The 20,171-nt window shown below is 67.2% G+C and carries 17 protein-coding genes, 1 pseudogene and 1 riboswitch; of the genes and pseudogenes, 10 read left to right on the top strand and 8 right to left on the bottom strand.

The window, feature by feature from the left end:
• Positions 1-21 precede the first annotated feature (21 nt).
• On the bottom strand, positions 22-1,017 hold the full coding sequence (locus tag ACMGRF_RS13005) for a YhdH/YhfP family quinone oxidoreductase (RefSeq protein WP_099487531.1): 996 nt from the start codon (positions 1,015-1,017) through the stop codon (positions 22-24).
• 153 nt (positions 1,018-1,170) lie between these two features.
• On the opposite strand from ACMGRF_RS13005, the gene hflK reads away from it, so the two are divergent.
• From hflK to ACMGRF_RS12980, 5 genes are all read left to right on the top strand, one after another.
• Positions 1,171-2,304 carry an FtsH protease activity modulator HflK gene (gene hflK, locus ACMGRF_RS13000; protein ID WP_049413452.1) on the top strand — a complete coding sequence of 378 codons (1,134 nt, stop codon included), beginning with the start codon at positions 1,171-1,173 and terminating at the stop codon, positions 2,302-2,304.
• Complete coding sequence (gene hflC, locus ACMGRF_RS12995) at positions 2,301-3,164, top strand: protease modulator HflC (RefSeq protein ID WP_180880561.1); 864 nt, start codon at positions 2,301-2,303, stop codon at positions 3,162-3,164. Before hflK ends, hflC begins: the two co-directional genes overlap by 4 nt.
• 67 nt (positions 3,165-3,231) lie before the next feature.
• Entirely contained in the window at positions 3,232-3,417 is a 186-nt protein-coding gene (locus ACMGRF_RS12990) for a DUF2065 domain-containing protein (RefSeq protein WP_049435338.1), read from the top strand.
• Between the two features lie 321 nt (positions 3,418-3,738).
• Positions 3,739-5,031: an adenylosuccinate synthase gene (locus ACMGRF_RS12985; RefSeq protein WP_014648029.1), complete on the top strand. Its 1,293-nt coding sequence runs from the start codon at positions 3,739-3,741 to the stop codon at positions 5,029-5,031.
• A gap of 117 nt (positions 5,032-5,148) precedes the next feature.
• Positions 5,149-5,556: a hypothetical protein gene (locus tag ACMGRF_RS12980; RefSeq protein ID WP_180880560.1), complete on the top strand. Its 408-nt coding sequence runs from the start codon at positions 5,149-5,151 to the stop codon at positions 5,554-5,556.
• Here ACMGRF_RS12980 and ACMGRF_RS12975 read toward each other — a convergent pair.
• Positions 5,486-6,166, bottom strand: a complete 681-nt coding sequence (locus ACMGRF_RS12975) for a M23 family metallopeptidase (protein WP_134709677.1) — start codon at positions 6,164-6,166, stop codon at positions 5,486-5,488. The genes ACMGRF_RS12980 and ACMGRF_RS12975 overlap by 71 nt on opposite strands.
• Before the next feature lie 4 nt (positions 6,167-6,170).
• The gene (locus ACMGRF_RS12970; RefSeq protein ID WP_180880559.1) at positions 6,171-7,133 is read right to left on the bottom strand and encodes a L,D-transpeptidase family protein; all 963 of its coding nucleotides are present in this window, start codon (positions 7,131-7,133) and stop codon (positions 6,171-6,173) included.
• A gap of 232 nt (positions 7,134-7,365) precedes the next feature.
• Between ACMGRF_RS12970 and ACMGRF_RS12965 the strand changes: the two genes are divergently transcribed.
• Positions 7,366-9,492 carry a methyl-accepting chemotaxis protein gene (locus tag ACMGRF_RS12965; RefSeq protein ID WP_414485261.1) on the top strand — a complete coding sequence of 709 codons (2,127 nt, stop codon included), beginning with the start codon at positions 7,366-7,368 and terminating at the stop codon, positions 9,490-9,492.
• Positions 9,493-9,580: 88 nt separating this feature from the next.
• On the opposite strand, the gene ACMGRF_RS12960 is transcribed toward ACMGRF_RS12965, so the two are convergent.
• Together ACMGRF_RS12960 and ACMGRF_RS12955 are read right to left on the bottom strand one after the other, a co-directional pair.
• On the bottom strand, positions 9,581-9,877 hold the full coding sequence (locus tag ACMGRF_RS12960; RefSeq protein ID WP_414485260.1) for a hypothetical protein: 297 nt from the start codon (positions 9,875-9,877) through the stop codon (positions 9,581-9,583).
• A gap of 8 nt (positions 9,878-9,885) precedes the next feature.
• On the bottom strand, positions 9,886-10,425 hold the full coding sequence (locus ACMGRF_RS12955; RefSeq protein WP_111191816.1) for a hypothetical protein: 540 nt from the start codon (positions 10,423-10,425) through the stop codon (positions 9,886-9,888).
• A 140-nt stretch (positions 10,426-10,565) separates the two neighbouring features.
• Between ACMGRF_RS12955 and ACMGRF_RS12950 the strand changes: the two genes are divergently transcribed.
• The gene (locus tag ACMGRF_RS12950) at positions 10,566-11,306 is read left to right on the top strand and encodes an alpha/beta fold hydrolase (RefSeq protein ID WP_111191815.1); all 741 of its coding nucleotides are present in this window, start codon (positions 10,566-10,568) and stop codon (positions 11,304-11,306) included.
• Between the two features lie 8 nt (positions 11,307-11,314).
• On the opposite strand, the gene ACMGRF_RS12945 is transcribed toward ACMGRF_RS12950, so the two are convergent.
• Both ACMGRF_RS12945 and ACMGRF_RS12940 read right to left on the bottom strand, forming a co-directional pair.
• Complete coding sequence (locus tag ACMGRF_RS12945; protein ID WP_111097317.1) at positions 11,315-11,803, bottom strand: hypothetical protein; 489 nt, start codon at positions 11,801-11,803, stop codon at positions 11,315-11,317.
• 22 nt (positions 11,804-11,825) lie between these two features.
• A pseudogene (locus ACMGRF_RS12940) lies at positions 11,826-13,859 on the bottom strand (catalase); the annotation flags it as partial.
• A 158-nt stretch (positions 13,860-14,017) separates the two neighbouring features.
• On the opposite strand from ACMGRF_RS12940, the gene ACMGRF_RS12935 reads away from it, so the two are divergent.
• The 3 genes from ACMGRF_RS12935 to ACMGRF_RS12925 all read left to right on the top strand — a co-directional run bounded on the left by ACMGRF_RS12935 (position 14,018) and on the right by ACMGRF_RS12925 (position 16,787).
• Positions 14,018-14,740 carry an AraC family transcriptional regulator gene (locus ACMGRF_RS12935; RefSeq protein ID WP_049411796.1) on the top strand — a complete coding sequence of 241 codons (723 nt, stop codon included), beginning with the start codon at positions 14,018-14,020 and terminating at the stop codon, positions 14,738-14,740.
• Between the two features lie 82 nt (positions 14,741-14,822).
• Entirely contained in the window at positions 14,823-16,190 is a 1,368-nt protein-coding gene (locus tag ACMGRF_RS12930) for an amino acid permease (protein ID WP_049441357.1), read from the top strand.
• 186 nt (positions 16,191-16,376) lie between these two features.
• Positions 16,377-16,787 (top strand): VOC family protein, encoded by a 411-nt coding sequence (locus tag ACMGRF_RS12925; RefSeq protein WP_005418291.1) that lies wholly within the window; start codon positions 16,377-16,379, stop codon positions 16,785-16,787.
• Between the two features lie 92 nt (positions 16,788-16,879).
• Here ACMGRF_RS12925 and gcvP read toward each other — a convergent pair whose 3' ends face one another.
• Positions 16,880-19,747, bottom strand: coding sequence for an aminomethyl-transferring glycine dehydrogenase (gene gcvP, locus ACMGRF_RS12920; protein ID WP_049411804.1), 2,868 nt, complete (start codon positions 19,745-19,747; stop codon positions 16,880-16,882).
• A 62-nt stretch (positions 19,748-19,809) separates the two neighbouring features.
• A riboswitch (glycine riboswitch) is annotated at positions 19,810-19,913 on the bottom strand.
• Positions 19,914-20,171 lie beyond the last annotated feature (258 nt).

The raw sequence follows: 20,171 nt of genomic DNA, 5'->3' as shown, positions 1-20,171 counted from the left end.
TCCGTCGCCTGCCTGCGACGTTCAGTCGATCCGCACCACGGTGCGACCCAGCGATCCGCCCTCCAGCATCCGCTCGAACACGGCCGGCAGGCCATCAAGGCCGACCTCGGCGGTACAGATGCGGTCCAGGTGCTGTGGTTTCCATTCGTTGCCCAGCCGCGCCCAGACTTCCTCGCGCAGCCTGCGTGGCGCATTGGCCGAGGACACGCCCAGCAGCGACACACCACGCAGGATGAACGGCATCACCGTCATGTCCAGCGTCGGGCTGGCCGCCAGGCCGGCACTGACCACGCTGCCGTAGGGCGCGGTCTGCGCCAGCAGGCTGGCGAGCATGGCGCCGCCGGCATTGTCCAGGCCCCCACCGAAACGCGCCGATTGCAGTGGGCCGGTGTCGGCCAGGGCCTCACGCGGCAGCACCTCGGTGGCGCCGATGGCGTGCAGGAAACCGGTCTGGTCGGGTTTGCCGCTGATCGCATGCACCGTATAGCCGGCGCGGCTGAAGATCGACAGTGCCAGCGCGCCGACGCCGCCACTGGCGCCGGTGACCGCCAGCGGTCCAAGCTCCGGGCTCTGCCGGTTGTCCTGCATGCGCAGCAGCGCCAGCGCCGCGGTGAATCCGGCGGTGCCCAGCACCATCGCCTCGCGTGGGCTCAGCCCGGCCGGCTGTGCAATCACCGCACGCGACTCCAGCCGCACATACTGGCTGTAGCCGCCGTCGCGGGTCTCGCTGAGGCCGCAGCCGGTGGCCAGCACCGCGTCGCCTTCACGCCATTCCGGATCGGTGCTGGCGACCACGGTGCCGGCCACATCGATGCCGCCGACCAGCGGGAAGCGGCGCAGGATCTTTCCCTTGCCGGTGCCGGCCAGGGCGTCCTTGTAGTTGACCGAGGACCAGTTGGCGCGGATCAGAACCTGGCCGGGGCTGAGGTCTTCGACCTTGAGCTGGGCCAGGCCGCTGCGGTAACCGGCGTCGTCGTTTTCGATGCGGAAGGCGGTGAACGGGGTGGTGGGGGCCATCGGCATTGCCTGACTTCGAGGAAAACGCCACCTTACCCCGTTGCCCCCCTTTCGATCCTGCCGATCCGCCCCATCTTGTATGATCGGTAATGGTTTCACGGCTGGCGCCGCGGGAAGGGCCCGCGCCGCAGCCCACATCTTGATGGAGCGTGCATGGCCTGGAATACACCCGGCGGCAACAAGGGCGGACAAGGCCCCGAGGACAATCGACGCGGGCCGTTCGGGTCGCGCGGCGGTGGCAATGGTGGTGGCTGGGGCGGATTGCCCGGGCCGCTGAAGGACCTGTTCGACGGCGGCATCGTGCGTTGGGTGGTGGCGGCCGTGGTGCTGCTGGTGCTGTTCTCCAGCTTCCAGCTGATCGGTGAACAGCAGCGTGGCGTGGTCCTGCGCTTCGGCCAGTTCTCGCGCATCCTGCAGCCCGGTCCGAACTTCAAGCTGCCGTGGCCGATTGAATCGGTCACCAAGGTCAACGCCACCGAGATCAAGACGTTCTCGATCCAGGTGCCGGTGCTGACCCGCGACGAGAACATCGTCAACGTCTCGCTGAACGTCCAGTACCGCATCGACGACCCGCAGCAGTACCTGTTCGGCACTGTCGATGCGGACCAGGTGCTGGAGCAGTCGGCGCAGAGCGCGGTGCGCGAGGAAGTCGGCCGTGCCGACCTCAACGCTGTACTGAACAATCGTGGCCCGCTGGCCGTGGCTGCCGAGGAGCGCCTGCAGGCGCTGCTGAAGGCGTTCAAGACCGGCCTGACCGTGACCGGCCTGACCCTGCAGGACGCCCGTCCGCCGGAAGAAGTGAAGCCGGCCTTCGACGAGGTCAACGGTGCCCAGCAGGTCAAGGAGCGCCTGATCAACGAAGCCCAGGCGTACGCTGCCAAGGTCGTGCCGGAAGCCCGAGGCCAGGCCTCGCGCGCCCGTACCACCGCCGAAGGCTACAAGCAGGCCGCGGTGTCCAAGGCCGAGGGTGACGCGCAGCGCTTCAGCCTGTTGCAGGCCCAGTACAAGGACGCCCCGGAAGTGACCCGCAAGCGCCTGTGGCTGGAAACCGTGCAGCAGGTGCTGAGCGAGAACCGCAAGGTGATCGGCGGCGATGGCCGCCAGCTGATCTACGTGCCGATGACCGGCGATACCCGTCCCACCACCTCGGCCCCGGCCGCAGTGGCGAACCCGGACGTGGTGATGCCATCGCTGCCGGGTGCAGCGGTGGAAGCTTCCCGTGATCCGGGCCGGCCGGTGGGCCGCCCGACCGGGCGACCGAGCGGCCGTGAGGAGGGCAGCCGATGAAGAGTCCTATCTGGATCGCCGTGATCGTGGCGGTGGTGCTGGGCCTGCTCGGCTCGGTGTACGTGGTCCGTGAGGACCAGACCGCCATGGTGCTGAATCTGGGCAAGGTGGTGCGTTCGGACATCAAGCCGGGCCTGCACTTCAAGGTGCCGGTGGTGGAAACGGTGAAGGTCTTCGACCGCCGCTTCCAGGTGCTCGACACCGCGCCTGCGCGCTACTTCACCGCCGAGCAGAAGGACGTCAGCGTCGACTTCTTCGCCATCGGCTACATCTCCAACGTAGGTGACTACTTCCGTGCCACCGGCGGCGACCCGCGTGTGGCCAACGCCCGCCTGGCGCCGATCATCACCGACTCGCTGCGCAACCAGATCAACTCGCGCACCCTGCAGCAGCTGGTGTCCGGCGACCGCAGCGAGCTGATCGCCGAGCAGCTGAAGGGGATCAACGAGGCGGTGGCCGGCCTCGGCATGCAGATGATCGACCTGCGCATCAAGCAGGTGGACCTGCCGACCGACAGCCAGGTGATCAACGATGTGTACGAGCGCATGCGCGCCCAGCGCAAGCAGGAAGCGGCCAAGCTGCGTGCAGAGGGCGAGGAGCAGTCGCTGACCATCCGTGCCCAGGCCGACCGCGACAGCACCGTGCTGATCGCCGAGGCCGAGCGTGATGCACAGCGCCTGCGCGGTGAAGGCGATGCCGAGGCGGCCCGCATCTACGGCAAGGCCGGCTCGGCTGATCCGTCGTTCTACGCCTTCTACCGCAGCCTGGAGGCCTACCGTGGCTCCATTACCGACGGCAATGGCGTGATCGTGCTCGACAAGAACGACCCGTTCCTGCAGTACCTGAAGAACGACCGCTGAGGTCGCAGGGCACTACCCCACGGGGCCCGGCCAGACGCCGGGCCCCGTGCTTTTTCCGGAGTCCCCCATGAAAGATCTGTTCGCCGCCGTCTGCCTGGTTGCGGTGCTGGAAGGCCTGTTCCTGTTCGTGGCGCCGTTCGCCTGGAAGCGCATGGCCGAGCGCCTGCTGGACCTGCCCAGCCCGGTCCTGCGCAGCTTCGGCGGGCTGGTGCTGCTGGCCGGCCTGAGCCTGCTGTGGTGGGCCCGCCACTAGCAGGGTAGTGCCGGCCGCTGGCCGGCATCCTGGGATTGCCGGCCAGCGGCCGGCACTACCGGGCGGGGCCTGACCGGCCGGCACGACCGGGCGGGGCGGCTGACCGGCCGGTGAAGCCGCCGGTCGAAAAGGTGGCACCGGACCCCGGAAACCCGGATAATGCACAAAAGCCGGACGGGCCTCCCCGTTCGGCTTTTTCCGTGTCTGGGCCTTCCATCGCCGGCCGCTCCCCGTTTGGAGCCGCCCTCCAGGTGCTGGCCAGCCCCGCCACGGTTTACCCGTCCGCGGCCCCGATGGCCGCAACAAATCGAGGAGCCCGTCATGGGTCAGTCTGTCGTAGTGTTGGGTGCCCAGTGGGGCGATGAAGGCAAGGGCAAGATCGTCGATCTGCTCACTGAGGAAATCGGCGCTGTCGTGCGCTTCCAGGGCGGCCACAACGCCGGCCACACCCTGGTCATCAACGGCAAGAAGACCGTCCTGCACCTGATCCCGTCGGGCATCCTGCGTGACGACGCGCTGTGCCTGATCGGCAACGGCGTGGTGATCTCGCCGGCCGCGCTGCAGAAGGAAATCGCCGAGCTGGAAGCCTCCGGCGTGGAAGTGCGTTCGCGCCTGAAGATCTCCCCGGCCGCGCCGCTGATCATGCCGTACCACATCGCCCTGGACCAGGCGCGCGAGCGCGCTGCCGGTGGCAAGGCGATCGGCACCACCGGTCGTGGCATCGGCCCGGCGTACGAAGACAAGGTGGCGCGTCGCGGCATCCGCATCGCCGACCTGCATTACCCGAAACAGCTGGAAGAACTGCTGCGCACCGCGCTGGATTACCACAACTTCGTACTGACCAAGTATCTGAACACCGATGCGGTCGACTTCCAGAAGACCTTCGACGAAGCGCTGGCGTTCGGCGAATACGTCCAGCCGATGAAGTCCGACGTGGCCGGCATCCTGCACGACCTGCGCAAGCAGGGTAAGCGCGTGCTGTTTGAAGGCGCGCAGGGTGCGCTGCTGGACATCGACCACGGCACCTATCCGTACGTCACCAGCTCCAACACCACCGTCGGTGGTGCGCTGGCCGGTTCCGGCGTCGGCGCCGATTCGATCGACTACGTGCTGGGCATCGCCAAGGCCTACGCCACCCGCGTCGGCGGCGGCCCGTTCCCGACCGAACTGGACGACGAAGTCGGCCAGGGCATCCGTGACCGCGGCGCCGAGTACGGTGCGTCGACCGGCCGTCCGCGTCGTTGCGGCTGGATGGACATCGTCGCGCTGAAGCGCGCCGTGGCCATCAACGGCATCAGCGGCCTGTGCATCACCAAGCTGGACGTGCTCGATGGCATGGAAAAGCTGAAGGTCTGCATCGCCTACGAATACAACGGCAAGCGCACCGAGTATGCGCCGCTGGATGCGCAGGGCTGGGAAGAGTGCACCCCGGTATACCTGGAGTTCCCGGGCTGGAGCGAGAACACCCACGGCATCACCCAGTGGGACGACCTGCCGCCGGCCGCACGCGCCTACCTGCGTTCGCTGGAAGAGCTGGCCGGCTGCCCGATCAGCATCGTCTCCACCGGCCCGGACCGCGACCACACCATGGTGCTGCAGGATCCGTTTGCCTGAGGTAGCGCCGGGCGCTGCCCGGCGTAGGTGACAGGAAGGGCCCCGCGAAAGCGGGGCTTTTTCGTTGCCGTGTGGGCAGGGCCAGCGGGGAAGCGACGCGATGACCAGGATGTCAGCGTGAAAGGCGAGACGGTAATGCGGGTCACCCTGTGTATGTCGTGGAGCCTGTGGTGCATCGCCTGCCTGGTACTTGTGCTGGCCCTGCCTCGCGGACGCAGAATGGCGTCCTGCTTCGGCTATGGCCGCAGCGACGCATTGCCACGCGGCCGCTCATGGTTGCGGGTAACCGTGCTGAAGGTGGACCCGGCGCTGGCGGAGCATCCGGCAGACATCGAGCTGCAGCCACCGCTGGATCTGCTGAAGCTGACCGACCTGGATTACCTCTGGCTGTGGCCGCCCTTCTGGAAGATGGCGGCCCTGTTCCTGCTGATTCCAGGGGCTGCGTTGGCTGTCATTACTTTGGCGTTGCGGCGCTGGCAGCGCCGGGCATCGGTGCCGCCGACTTCAGCAGCGGATAGGGATTGATCGACTGTCCCTTCCACCACTGCTTTTCCGGCCCCAGCACATGCACCTCGAAGTGCAGGTGTGGGGCCTCGGCGCTGGCATTGCCGGTGCTGCCGACGTAGCCGATCACATCCCCGCGCCTGATCACCTGCTTCTCGGCCAGGCCATCGGCGTAGCGTTGCAGGTGCGCGTAGTAGTAGCACCAGCGCCCGCTGGGCTCGAACTGGTAGATCGTCAGCCCGCCGCGCTCACTGTCGAACAGTTTCTCCACCGTGCCATCGGCCGCCGCCAGCACCGGCGTACCGGCATCGGCCATGATGTCGATGGCATCGTGTACGCGGCCCTCGCTGCGTGCATCGGTGAAGGTATCGCGCAGCTGCGAGGGCAGGATGCCCTGCACCGGCAGCAGTAACCCGGGCGGTGCATCCGGAGCCTGCGCGGCCGGCGGCGCGTTGGAAGCGGGTGGGGCTGTTGCGCCCGGCGCTACCGGTTCCGTCACCGGCGCGGCGGCCACCGTCGATGGCGCTTCCGGCAGCGAGGCGGCTACCGGCTCGCCTGCATCGCGGTGCAGCCACCAGCCGGCCCCCAGTCCCAGCAGAACACCCAGCACGATCAGCTGCGAAAGACGCATCGGCTCACTCCTGCATCACCACGGGCACCGACTCATCCACCGCATCAGCCACGCGCAGTGCATCCCAGTTGGTCATGCGTACGCAGCCATGTGACTCGGTCTTGCCGACATGCCCGGGCTCGGGCGTGCCATGCAGGCCGTAGTGTGGCTTGGACAGGTCGATCCAGACCCGGCCGACCGGATTGTTCGGGCCCGGCGGCAGCGTCGCCTTCTTTTCGCCCTTGCGCGCATCCCAGAACAGCTTGGGGTTGTAGTGGAACGACGGGTCGCGGTAAACGCCCAGGATCTTCCATTCGCCGATCGGCAGTGGATCATGCTGGCTGCCGGATGAGACAGGCACCTGCGCGGTCACCTTGCCCTGGGCATCCAGCAGTTGCAGGGTGGAATCGGATTTGTCGACGACCACCTTGGCTGCCTTCGGTAGCGCCGATGGTGCGATGTTGGGCACCTGGATGCGGTTGCCGGCCTTGCTCAGATCCACGCCCGGATTGAGCAGCTTCAACAGCTCAGGGGATGCGTGGAAGCGTTCGCCCAGCGACTCTTCGACGTTGTTGAAGCCCAGCGATTTCAGTTTGGCCTGTGCGGCGGGGCCCTTCGGCACCGCCTGGAACGGCCCGGCGACATCCTCGGCAGTCAGCGTGTAGCTGGCCAGCGGCGTGATCGTATCGGCCTGTAGAGCCTTCCAGGTGGCGTCGTCCAGCTCACCCGTTACGGTCAGCCCATGCGCGGCCTGGAAGCCCGCCACCGCGCGTCGCTGGTTGCTGCCCACTTCGCCATCGATCTGGCCAGGAGAGAAGTTCGCACGATCCAGCAGCACCTGGGCATGCAGGGCGGAGCGTGGTGCGGTGTCCGGGCCGGCCTTCTCGGCAATGGGGGCGGGCAGGTCGGGCGGCGGCACCTGCGCGAAGGCCGGCGATGCCAGCAGCGAGAGAGCGAGCAGGGCGGATCGGTACACGGGCAAGGGCATTGGGAACTCCAGCAGATAACGCCACTACCTTGCCTGCAGCCCGCGCCGAGCCGCCGTGAAAGCGATCTGACGCCGGCATGAGCAGTCAAGGCGTTGCGCCACCGTCCAGGCGCGGGTGCCGTCGGCCGGGGGCTCGCCAAGGTGAATGGTGCCCCACGGCATCGGCCGGTGGCGATCAAGATTGCCTGGCGTGCCGCCGATAAGGCCACATCCCCCCGTTTTGGATACCCCCATGAACTACTTGAGGAACGTCAGGGTTGCCTGGCGTCTTGGGCTGGGCTTTGGCCTGTTGCTGCTGCTGGTTGCCGCCGTGGTGGCCACCGGCGCCACCGCCAGTGTCGTGCAGAAGCGCGCGATGCAGCAGGTGGTCGACGTCAGCGTGGCCAAGGTGCGCCTGTTGTCGCAGATGCTCGACGCCAACAACCAGATGCTGGTGGTACGGCGCGAGATGCTGATCCGCCAGGGCGAAGACCGCGGCAGCGATGAGAAGCGCATTGCCGATCTGGTCAAGCGCTATGAGGCCAGCTGGACCGCCTACCAGGCACTGCCAGGCGATGCGGAGGGCAAGGCCATCGCGGAAACCATCGCGGCCAAGCGTGCCATCGCGCGCCCGCTCAACAAGCAGACCAGCGAGCTGATGGAGCAGGGCGATTATCCGGGTGCCGTGGCGCTGACCCTGGGCCCGGTGCAGGACGCGGCCAACGGCTGGAACAAGGCGCTGTCGGACGGCGTGGACTTCGAGGAGAAGGAAAGCCGTGAGGCTGCCGCCGAGGCCATCCGCCTGGGCGAGCGCAGCCTGCTGCAGCTGCTGGTGCTGGGCGGCGTTGCACTGCTGGTCGGCATCGGTGCCTCGGTGATGATCGGCCGCAGCCTGACCGGTCCGCTGGCGCGCGCGGTGAACCTGGCCGAGCGCCTGTCCAAGGGACAGCTGGACCAGGAGTTCCGCCTCGGTGGCCGCGACGAGCTGACCCAGCTGGGTGAGGCGATGGCCAGTGTCCGCCAGAGTGTGCAGGCGGCGATCGGCGCGCAGCTGCAGATGGCCGAGCAGCACGAGGCCGGTGCGATCCGCTATCGCATGGACGCCAGCGCGTTCCCCGGTGATTTCGGTCGCATGGTGCAGGCCACCAACAGCCTGGTCGAATCGCACGTGCAGGTGGAACTGCTGATGGCCGAGGTGATGCAGCGCTACGCCATGGGTGACCTCAGCCGCGACCTGCCGGACTACCCGGGCGAGAAGGGCACGCTGACCCGCACCCTGGCGGCGGTGAAGCAGAGCCTGATGGCAATCAACGCGCAGATCGATGAACTGGCCCGCGCCGCACGCGCCGGCGATTTCAGCAAGCGTGGCGATGCCGCTGCGTTCCAGTACCAGTTCAAGACGATGGTCGAGCACCTCAACGGCATGATGGCCAGTTCGCAGGCCAGCATCGCCGATGTTTCCGACGTGCTGCGCGCGATCTCGCATGGCGACCTGACCGCACGCATGGATGGCGAGTACGAAGGCGTGTTTGCGCGCATGCGCGACGACGCCAACACCACCACCGCGCAGCTGACCGGCATTGTCCGCGGCATCCAGGTGGCTGCCGACAGCATCAACAACGCGGCCCAGGAACTGGCCGCCGGCAACAATGACCTGTCGCGCCGCACCGAGCAGCAGGCCGCGAATCTGGAAGAAGCGGCCGCGTCGATGGAGGAGCTGACCTCCACCGTACGCCAGAACGCCGAACTGGCGCGTCAGGCTGACAGCGAAGCGCATGCCGCCGGTGCCGCCGTACGCGAGACCGAGCAGGCGATGGCGCAGATGGCCTCGGTGATGGGCGAGATCGATCAGTCCTCGGCACGCATCTCGGAAATCTCCACGGTGATCGACGGCATCGCGTTCCAGACCAACATCCTGGCGCTGAATGCTGCAGTGGAAGCCGCGCGTGCAGGCGAACAGGGTCGTGGCTTCGCCGTGGTCGCCAGCGAAGTGCGCACGCTCGCGCAGCGTGCCGGTGTCGCCGCCAAGGAGATCAAGGAACTGATCGAAGACGCTGCTGCCAAGGTGAAGAGTGGCCTGGCGGTGACTGTTGAATCCGAAGCCGCGATCGCACGCGTGGCCCAGGCGAGTTCGCGTACCACCCAGCTGATGAGCGACATCGCAGCGGCCAGCAAGGAGCAGGCCGCCGGCATCGAGCAGGTCAACCAGGTGGTGGTGCAGATGGACCAGGTGACCCAGCAGAACGCCGCGCTTGTGGAAGAAGCCACTGCGGCGAGCCGCGCGCTGGAGGAGCAGGCGCATGCGCTGACCACGTCGGTGGCGGTGTTCCACCTGGAGCAGGGGTCGCGCATGCCGGTCATGCCGGCGCGGGCGGCGTAAGCGACCTGTAACTGGATGCTGGATGGCGCCCTGCCTGCGATGTCCCGCATGCAGGGCGTCGATGCACCCACCGGATCGATGCCGCGGGCTAGCGCCTTTGCGCGGATCGTTCGATCAGCCAGCCGGCTGCGTACAGCAACAGCAGTGTTGGCGGAACCAGCACTGCATATGCGGTCGACCAGGGTTTGCCATGCAGCAGGCCGCCTGCGCCGATGGCATCGAGTGCGGCAGACTGCAGGGTGATGGGGAGCGCCATCAGGATATAGGTGCCCTTCGGGTCCGCTTCCGACTGCGCGCCGTGAACCAGCCATGCAGTCAACAGCAGGTAGACCACGCAAAGCGCAAGACCGGTCCAGCTCAGGAGTCGCCGCATCTTCATCCGCATGCCCCGGTTCAACGGACGTCGAAGCGGGCCTGCAGCGGCAGGCTCACCTTCCGCAGCAGATCCCGGACCACCACCTGCGCAGTCCACGTGCCTTTCGGATCACCGGCCTCGGCGACGAACTTCAGGTGCACGTTGGTCATGTACAGCAGGTTTGGCGGGCCGGTCAGGGCGGCGGTGAAACAGGGAACATCGCGTTCGTCGATACTGGCACTGCCGTCCGGGCGCAGCATGCGCAGGTCGCAGTGCACCTTGGGTACGCGGTTCTCGTCCAGTTGCGGGTTGGAGAGGAATGTCAGCAGGAACAACTCACCGCCCGGGTGGACTTCGTTGACCTCGTTGAAGCCGGGAGTGGTCTCCGGCGGGGTCACCCACTTGGCCCGCCAGTCGGCATCGGAAGTGACCAGCAGCGATGCCGCGAAGCCGTCGCTGGATTTCATGGCATCGGTCTCCGCCAACGCCTTGCCATCCCCGTTTGTCCAACCATCGCTGGCGGAGCTGTCCAGTGGCAGCATCAGGGCCATCATGACCAGCGCGCAGGTCCATCGCATCAACGGCTCTCCCGGGTAGCCGCGTCCCGCGGCAGAGCGGGTAGTATTGCCCAACCTTGGCCGGCAAAGCAGCAGGACAGCCGGAGCAGAGGTTCCGTTGCCTGCCGATGTGGGTGATGCTTGCCAGCAAAGGAGGTGGCATGGGAATCGGGAGCGAGGAAACGCCGATCTGTTTCCCTGCGTCGGCCGCGCCGCAGCACGTGCTGATGCTGCCCGGTCTGGATGGCTCCGGCAGGCTGTCGCCCCCGTTCCTGTCGGCACTCCAGGCCCACGGTCTGACGACGCAGGCGATGACGCTGCCCGCGCAGGGACCACAGGATCACGCCATGCTTGCCCAACAGCTGTGGCCGCAGCTGCCCAGCCGTCCCTTCATCCTGCTCGCCGAGTCTTTCTCGGGCCCGTTGGCTGTTGAACTGGCCACGCGCCAACCCACCGGGCTGCGCGGACTGGTGCTTGCCGCGACCTTTGCGCGTCGGCCGGTGCCACTGCCTGCAGCCAGCGCAGCCCTGCTGTCGCCGGCATGGCCGCTGCCTCCCGTGGCATTGCTGGCGCGCCTGTTGCTGGGGCGGTGGCGCACCCGCGGGCACACGTCGATGCTGCGCGATGCGTTGGCCCGGGCTCCGACGAGCACGTTGCGGCAACGCGCCGCAGCGACCCTGCGGGTCGACGTGCGTGCATTGCTGCCGGCAATCCAGGTGCCAACGCTGTGCCTGCACGCGTGCCACGACCGCCTGCTGTGGCCGCCCAGCGTGGCCGAACTGCAGGCCCTGTTGCCCGAGGCCCGCCATGTGTCGTTGGAAGGGCCCCATCTGCTGCTGCAGGCCCGTGCTGACGCAGCCGCAGCCGAAGTTGCCGCATGGATGAGGACGCTCCCCTCCTGACCGACGCTTCAGCCGCGCGCACGCGTACGCGCAGCTTTCTTCGCCGCCGCCTTGCGCACGGTCTTCTTCGCGGCCCGCGTTCTGGCCGCCTTCTTTGCGGCGGCGCTCCGCGAGGCGGCCGTACCCGCCTTCTTGGCCGCAGCCTTCTTCGCCGTCTTCTTTGTGGCGTTCTTTGTCGCGGTCTTGCGAGCCGGTGCCTTCTTCGCCACCGCCTTCTTCGCAGGTGCCTTCTTCGCCGCCGTCGTCTTGGTTGCGGCCTTCTTTGTGGCCGACTTCCTGGCAGGCGCCTTCCTGGCAGCCTTCTTGCTGGTCGCCTTCTTCGCGCCCTTGCGGGCACTGCCGGCGCGCTTGCCGCCGCCGTCCTGCTTGTTCACGGTGGCCCAGGCAATGCGCTCGGCGGTGCCTTCACTCGCGCCGCGATCACGTTCGCTTTCCTCGATGTGCTCGGCCTGGCGCTTCTGCTTTTCGGTATATGCGGATTTGTCACCACGGGGCATGACGATTCTCCTGTCGTTGTGTTCAGGCCAGCAGGCGCAGCTTGGGCTCACGCGCCCACTGGCGGGTGGCGGCCGCCGCCAGGAATGCCTTGGCGTCTTCTGCTTCGACGATGCCGGGGTCGTTGCCGACCCGCGCCGCCTTCAGCAGCGCCTGGCCGCCCGCGTCGCTGGCAATGGCCTTCAGGTGTGCCCACGCCTGGCTGACGAACTCAAGGGCGGCGCTCTCTTTCGACAACGCCTTTGATGCCTCTACGCTCAGCACCACGGCCACCGCATCGAACACGGCCGATGGCGTGCCGGCCAGTTGCCCATCGGCGGCCTGTACGCTGCCGTCACTGAGCGTGGCGCCTCCCACTTTTGGTGCGACCAGCTTCACGTCTGCACCTGCCTTCCGGGCGGCCTTGCTCAGGTTGGCAATCACGCGCGCGTCGGAGCCTTCGTCGAACAGGATGCCGATGCAGCGACCCTGCAGGGTGGGCTTGTTGCGCCCGATCACGCGCACCTCGGGAGCGGCAGGCATGTCCCGCACCGGCGTGGCGGTCGGCGCGGGGTCGGGCAGTGCCGGCAGCGCGAGCCCATCGGCTACGCGCTGCGCCAGTGACTCGTCGATATTGCGCAGGTGGCTGACCGTGCGCACCCGCACCTTCAGCGTTTCCACCTTGGACAACTCGAAGACCAGCGCCGATGCCAGGTGCGCCTGCTCCGGCTTTTCCAGGCTGCGGAAGAACATGCGCGCCTGGCTGTAGTGATCGGCGAAGCTCTCGGCGCGGGTGCGGCCCTTGCGGCCATCGTCCGCGCTGGCGTGGCTGCGGAAACCCGCAGGCGTCTCGCGCGGGGAGTCCTCCTGCAGCGAGCTGGGATCATAGGCGACGCGACCCTTGGGCACCTGCATCTGCATGTGGCCGTCGCGGTGGTGATTGGCGAACGAGCACTTCGGCGCATTCACCGGGATCTGGTGGAAGTTCGGGCCGCCAAGCCGCAGCAGCTGGGTGTCCAGATAGGAGAACAGGCGGCCCTGCAGCAGCGGATCGTTGCTGAAGTCGATGCCCGGCGGCACGTTGGCCGGGCAGAACGCCACCTGCTCGGTCTCGGCGAAGAAGTTGTCGGGCCAGCGGTCCAGTACCATGCGCCCGATCACCTGCAGCGGTACCAGCGATTCAGGGATGATCTTGGTCGGATCCAGATGATCGAACGGAAATGCGTCCGCTTCTTCTTCGGTGAACAGCTGCACCGCCAGCTCCCATTCGGGAAAGTCGCCGCGCTGGATGGCCTCGAACAGGTCGCGGCGATGGAAGTCATTGTCAGCCGATTGCAGTTTCAACGCTTCGTCCCAGACCGTTGACTGGATGCCCAGCTTCGGTCGCCAGTGGAATTTGACGAAGGTCGACTCGCCCGCCTCGTTCAGCAGGCGGAAGCTGTGCACACCGAAGCCTTCGATCATCCGCAGCGACCGCGGGATGGCGCGGTCGCTCATCGCCCACATGATCATGTGCATCGACTCGGGCATCAGCGAAATGAAGTCCCAGAAGGTGTCATGGGCCGAAGCGGCCTGCGGGAAGGCGCGGTCCGGCTCCATCTTCACTGCGTGCACCAGGTCCGGGAACTTCATCGCGTCCTGGATGAAGAACACCGGGATGTTGTTGCCGACCAGATCCCAGTTGCCCTCCTTGGTATAGAACTTGACCGCAAAGCCGCGCACGTCGCGTGGGGTATCCACCGAGCCTGCGCCACCGGCCACGGTCGAGAAGCGGGTGAACACGGGCGTCTTCACGCCTACCTCGGTCAGGATGCGCGCCCGGGTATGGGCGGCCAGAGACCGGGTCAACTCGAAGTAGCCATGTGCCGCGCTGCCACGTGCGTGCACGATGCGCTCGGGAATGCGTTCGTGATCGAAGTGGGTGATCTTCTCGCGGAGGATGAAGTCTTCCAGCAGCGTGGGTCCTCGAGGTCCCTGCCGCAGGGAGTTCTGGTTGTCTGCCACCGGGATGCCCTGATCGGTGGTCATCGCCGGGTGGCTGCCGCCGGCGCGCTGGTGCAGTTCATCGCCATTGCCGCGGTGGTGGTTTTCGGTTGCGCGCTTGCCGGTCGGCTTGCTGGCGGCCATGGGGGGCTCCGGATCATCAAGGGAACCACGACACTGGAACCGAACCCGTTAAACCCAGGTCCGGCAAAGGTGAACGCACGGGCAAAAGCAGGCTCGGGTATGCTTGCCCCATGCGAGTCGAGCCCGCCGACATCGAAGCCCTGTTCGACGCCATCCCGGACGTGCTGTTCTTCATCAAGGACCGCCAGGGGCGGTACACCCACGTCAACCAGACCATGCTGCGACGGCTGGGCCTGCGCGCGCGCAAGGACGTGATCGGGCGCACGGCGGCCGAGATCTACCCGACCGGCCTCAGCGCGGACTATGTCGACCAGGACGCCCGCGTGCTGTCCGGCGAGGTGATCGAGAACCTGATGGAGCTGCACCTGTTCGCCAACCGCGAACCGGGCTGGTGCCTGACCTGCAAGCGCCCGCTGCTGGTCGATGGCGCCATCGAGGGCCTGATCGGCATTTCCCGCGACCTGGGCCAGAAGGACAGCCTGGGCGCCCAGTACGAGCAGCTGCGGCTGGCCCTGGCCCACCTCAACGCGCACTACGCCGAGAACGTGCGCATGCAGACCCTGCTGGACATCACCGGCTTTTCGCTGTCCAAGCTGGAGCGCAGTTTCCGCAAGGTGTTCCAGATGACCCCGCAGCAGGTGCTGACCCGGCTGCGGATCCAGATGGCCATGCACCTGTTGCATGGCGACGACAGCATTGCCTGCATCGGCCAGGCCTGCGGTTTCAGCGACCAGAGTGCCTTCACCCGCAAGTTCAAGGCTGAAACCGGTTTCTCGCCGCGCGCCTACCGTGCCCGCATTGGTGGCAGTGTCGGCGAGCCGGCGCTGGCCTGAGCCGCCTGCTGCGCTGTGCCTATCCCCGCGGGCATGGGACAGGGTAAGGTGTCGCCCCTGTAGCCCGCCGCCAGCCCCGCCGATGCCCAATTCGATTCCGACCGCTTCGCCGTCCCGCCTCGGACATTCGCTCAAGCCCCGCCAGCTGATCATGATGGGCCTGGGCAGTGCCATCGGCGCCGGCCTGTTCCTCGGTTCGGGCGTGGGCGTGCAGGCGGCCGGCCCGGCGGTTCTGGTCTCGTATCTGGTCGCTGGCGCGCTGGTGATCATCGTGATGAACGCACTGGGCGAGATGGCGGCGGCCAAACCGACCAGCGGCGCGTTCTCGGTGTACGCCGCCGATGCCATGGGCGCCACCGCTGGCGCCACGGTCGGCTGGTTGTGGTGGGTGCAGCTGGTGATCGTGATCGCCGCCGAAGCGGTGGGTGCGGCCGGGCTGCTGGCGACGGTCTGGCCGGCGGTGCCGGTGCCGATGGCTGCATTGGCCTTCATGCTGTTCTTCACTGCGATCAACCTGCTCGGGGTGAAGAACTTCGGCGAGTTCGAATTCTGGTTCGCCATCCTGAAAGTGGCGGCGATCCTGGCCTTCATTGCCATCGGCGTGGCACTGTTGATGGGATGGCTGCCGCAGGTGACCTCACCTGGCCTGAGCAACTTCACCGGACACGGTGGTTTCGCACCGAAGGGCCTGGCCGGGATCGGTGCGGCGCTGCTGGTTGTCGTTTTTGCCTTCGGTGGCACCGAAATCGTTGCCGTTGCGGCGGCCGAAACCGAAGATCCCGAACGCAGCATCGCCCGTGCCATCCGTACCGTGGCCTGGCGCATCCTGGTGTTCTACATCGGCTCGCTGAGCGTGATCATCGCCGTGGTGCCGTGGACCAGCGAAGCACTGAAGTCGCCGTTCGCCGCCGTGCTGGACATCGCGCGCATTCCGGGCGCCGGCACCGCCATCACCCTGATCGCGGTGATCGCGCTGCTGTCGGCGCTCAATGCCAACCTCTACGGCGCCTCGCGCATGATGTACTCGCTGGCGCAGCGCCGCGAAGCACCGGCCGTGCTGGGCTGGACCGATCCACGGCAGGTGCCGGTCATCGCCGTGCTGGCCAGCGTGCTGTTCGGCTTTGCGGCCACGGTGATGGAACTGCTGTTCCCGGACCAGGTGCTGCCGGTGCTGCTGAACATCGTCGGTTCCACCTGCCTGCTGGTGTGGACGCTGTCGCTGGTGTCGCAGCTGGTGCTGCGCCGCCGCGCCGATCGCCTGGGTACCCGGCTGCCGTTCCGCATGGCCGGTTTCCCGTGGCTGACCTGCTGCGCACTGGCGATCCTCGCGTTGATCTTCGGCCTGCTGCTGAGTGAATCGCATACCCGCCTGCAGTTCCTGTCGATGGTGGCGCTGACCGCCACGATCGCCGCCGGCAGCGCCATCGCCCGGCGCATGCGCGAGGCCTGATTGCTGTTGTAGAGCCGACCCCACGGTCGGCTGTGGTCGCCGAATGTTCTGTAGAGCCGACCCGACGGTCGGCTGCTGTTCGCGTGGCCGCCAGCCGAGCGCGGGCTCGGCTCTACAGCAGGCATACATCCGCCGTGCCATCCTGATCGTGTGGGCCGCCAGCGGCCCGTCGACCAGGAGTACCGCATGCTGCGCAGCCGTCCCTTCCTGATGTTCACCGGCCAGGCCGAGGCCGCGCTGGCCCTGTACGCCGAAGCCTTCGCCGATTTCCGCCTGCTGGCCCTGCAACGCCACCCCGAGGGGGCCGGCGCCGGCGTGCCCGGCCAGGTCCGCCAGGCGATCTTCCTGCTCGGTGGCACCCACTACCTGTGCTTCGACAGCCTGGATGTGCACGACTTCACCTTCAGCCCGTCGATCTCGCTGTTCGTCGAGTGTTCCGGTGCCGAGCAGTTCGAGCGTGCGGCACGCGTGCTGGGCGAGGGGGGCCATTGGTTGATGCCGGTGGGCGACTACGACTTCAGCAACCGCTATGGCTGGGTGCAGGACCGCTTCGGGGTGTCGTGGCAGCTGAGCCTGGGGCAGATGCCGGACCCATGATCGGATTGTCGTGGGTGTGGACCCTGGTCCACGCGCCCTTGAAAAAACGGCCCGCTTGCGCGGGCCGTTCTCACTTTCGATGGATCGAAGGCTTACGCCTCGACTTCATCATCCTTGTAGGCATCGACCGGGATGCAGGCGCACATCACGTTCTTGTCGCCGTACACGTTGTCCACGCGCGCCACCGGCGGCCAGTACTTGCTCTGCTTCAGGCTGGCCAGCGGGAAGGCGGCCAGTTCACGCGGGTAGGCGTGGGTCCACTCGCTGGCGGTCACCGCGGTGGCGGTGTGCGGCGCGTTCTTCAGCGGGTTGTCCTCGCGGTCCAGGCGGCCGTCTTCGATCGCGCTGATTTCCTCGCGGATCTGGATCATCGCGTTGATGAAGCGGTCCAGCTCGTGCAGCGACTCGCTCTCGGTCGGCTCGACCATCAGCGTGCCGGCCACCGGGAAGCTCAGGGTCGGGGCGTGGAAGCCGAAGTCGATCAGGCGCTTGGCGACGTCCTCGGCGCCGATGCCGCTGGTCTTCTCCAGCGGGCGCACGTCGAGGATGCACTCGTGCGCCACCAGGCCGTTGCGGCCGGTGTACAGGGTCTTGAAGTGCGGGGCCAGGCGCTTGGCGATGTAGTTGGCGTTGAGCTGCGCGACCTGGGTGGCCTTGCGCAGGCCTTCGCGGCCCATCATCGCGATGTACATCCAGCTGATCGGCAGGATCGAGGCGCTGCCGAAGCTGGCCGCGCTGACCATGCCGACCGGGCCGTTGTCACCCAGCTTGCCCGGCAGGAACGGGGCCAGGTGCTCCTTGACCGCGCACGGGCCGACGCCCGGGCCGCCACCGCCGTGCGGGATGCAGAAGGTCTTGTGCAGGTTCAGGTGCGATACGTCCGAACCCCACTTGCCCGGCTTGGCCACGCCGACCAGCGCGTTCATGTTGGCGCCGTCGGTGTACACCTGGCCGCCGTGCTTGTGGATGATCTCGCAGATCTCGACCACCTCTTCCTCGAACACGCCGTGCGTGGACGGGTAGGTCATCATGATCGCGGCCAGGCGGTCGCTGTACTTCTCGGCGTTGAGGCGGATGTCCTCGACGTCGACGTTGCCGTTGGCATCGGTCTTGGTCACCACGACCTTCATGCCGCACATCTGCGCCGAGGCCGGGTTGGTGCCGTGCGCCGAATCCGGGATCAGGCAGATGTCGCGATGGCCCTCGCCGCGCGAGCGGTGGTAGGCACGGATCGCCAGCAGGCCGGCGTACTCGCCCTGCGCGCCGGAGTTCGGCTGCAGGCTGACCGCGTCGTAGCCGGTGCATTCGACCAGCATCGCTTCCAGCGTGTCGATCAGTTCCTTGTAGCCCAGCGCCTGGTCGGCCGGCACCAGCGGGTGGATCTGCGAGAACTCCGGCCAGGTCACCGGGATCATCTCGGCGGTGGCGTTGAGCTTCATGGTGCACGAGCCCAGCGGGATCATCGTGCGGTCCATCGCCAGATCCTTGTCGGCCAGCGAACGCAGGTAGCGCAGCAGTTCGTGCTCGCTGTGGTGGGTGTTGAACACCGGATGGGTCAGGAACGCGGACTGGCGCAGCAGGCCGGCCGGCAGTGCGTCGGCGGTGCTGGCATCCAGTGCGTCGACGTCGGCCTGCGCGCCGAACACGGCGGCCAGTGCGACCACGTCGGCGCGGGTGGCGGTCTCGTCCAGGCTGATGCCGACCGAGTCGCTGTCGATCGCGCGCAGGTTGTAACCGGCGGCGCGTGCCTTGGCGTGGATCTCATCGGCATGCACGCCGGTGATGTGCAGGGTGTCGAAGAAGTCGCCACCGACCTGCACGCCGGCGTTGCGCAGTGCCGCAGCCAGGATCGAGGCCAGACGGTGAGTGCGCCGGGCGATGCGGGTCAGGCCTTCCGGACCGTGGTAGACCGCATACATCGAGGCCATCACCGCCAGCAGCACCTGTGCGGTACAGATGTTCGAAGTCGCCTTCTCGCGGCGGATGTGCTGCTCTCGGGTCTGCAGGGTCAGGCGATAGGCCGGGTTGCCCTGGGCATCGATGGAGACACCGATCAGGCGGCCCGGCATCGAGCGCTTGTAGGCGTCACGGCAGGCCATGAACGCGGCGTGCGGGCCACCGAAACCGAACGGCACGCCGAAACGCTGGCTGTTGCCGACCACGATGTCCGCGCCCCATTCGCCCGGGGCGGCCAGCAGGGTCAGTGCCAGCAGGTCGGTGGCCACGGCCACCAGGCCGCCGCGCGCGTGCACGGCATCAACCAGCGCCTTGTAGTCGCCGACCTGGCCGAAGGTGTCCGGGTACTGCAGCAGCAGGCCGAAGGCTTCCGCTTCCAGTGCTTCGGCCGGGGTGCCGACGCGCAGCACGATGCCCATCGGTTCTGCGCGCGTGCGCAGCAGTTCCAGGGTCTGCGGGTGCACGGCGTCATGCACGAAGAAGGTGTCCGACTTCGACTTGGCCGAACGCTTGGCCAGCGTCATCGCTTCGGCGGCGGCAGTGGCTTCGTCCAGCAGCGAGGCGTTGGCGATTTCCATGCCGGTGAGGTCGGCGCACAGGGTCTGGAAGTTGATCAGCGCTTCCATGCGGCCCTGCGAGATCTCGGCCTGGTACGGGGTGTAGGCGGTGTACCAGGCCGGGTTTTCCAGGATGTTGCGCAGGATCACGTTCGGGGTATGGGTACCGTAGTAGCCCTGGCCGATGAAGCTGCGCAGCACGGTGTTCTTGTCGGCGATCGCGCGGATCTTCGCCAGTGCCTGCACTTCGGTCATCGACTCCGGCAGCGCCAGCGGTGCCGGCGACTTGATCTTGGCCGGCACGATGGCATCGGTCATCGCATCCAGCGACGCGTGGCCGACGACGTCGAGCATCTGCGCGATCTCGGCATCGTTGGGGCCGATGTGGCGCTCGACGAACGCATTGTGGTGCTCGAGCTCACGCAGGGAAGGGGTGTTCTGGGACATGGCGAAGGATCCGTCAGGAAAGGGCACACGCACGGGCACAAGCCGCCGGTCGGCGGTCTGCGGGGCGCCCCTCTGTCCTTTTGCCTGAGAGTTTGGAAGCGCGGAAAAACCGCGGCTTCGTGCCCCTTCGGCGCCGGATCGAACCGGTCTCTCCAGAGTTCTGTTACGGGTGGTATCGGGCCTGAGCGATTACGGGCGTTGCGCCTTCGGCAGCGGTGTTCCGCTTCTCCCACCGTGTTGCCCGCCGATTATAGCCCGTTGCGGGCCCGCCGGCCGCCCCCGGCGCCGGCCGCCGCGCCTGAATGGCCGATGGCCCGGCCATGCGTTTTGTGCACCGCTGCATGGCATCGGGCGCAATCCCCACCTATGATGGCCGGATACCCGAATTCATCTGGCGCCCTCCCTGCAGACGGGGACCGGCGCC

The organism is Stenotrophomonas sp. EMP41, assembly GCF_047495535.1.
Classification (GTDB): domain Bacteria; phylum Pseudomonadota; class Gammaproteobacteria; order Xanthomonadales; family Xanthomonadaceae; genus Stenotrophomonas; species Stenotrophomonas sepilia.
This window is presented reverse-complemented; position numbering and strand designations above follow the sequence as displayed.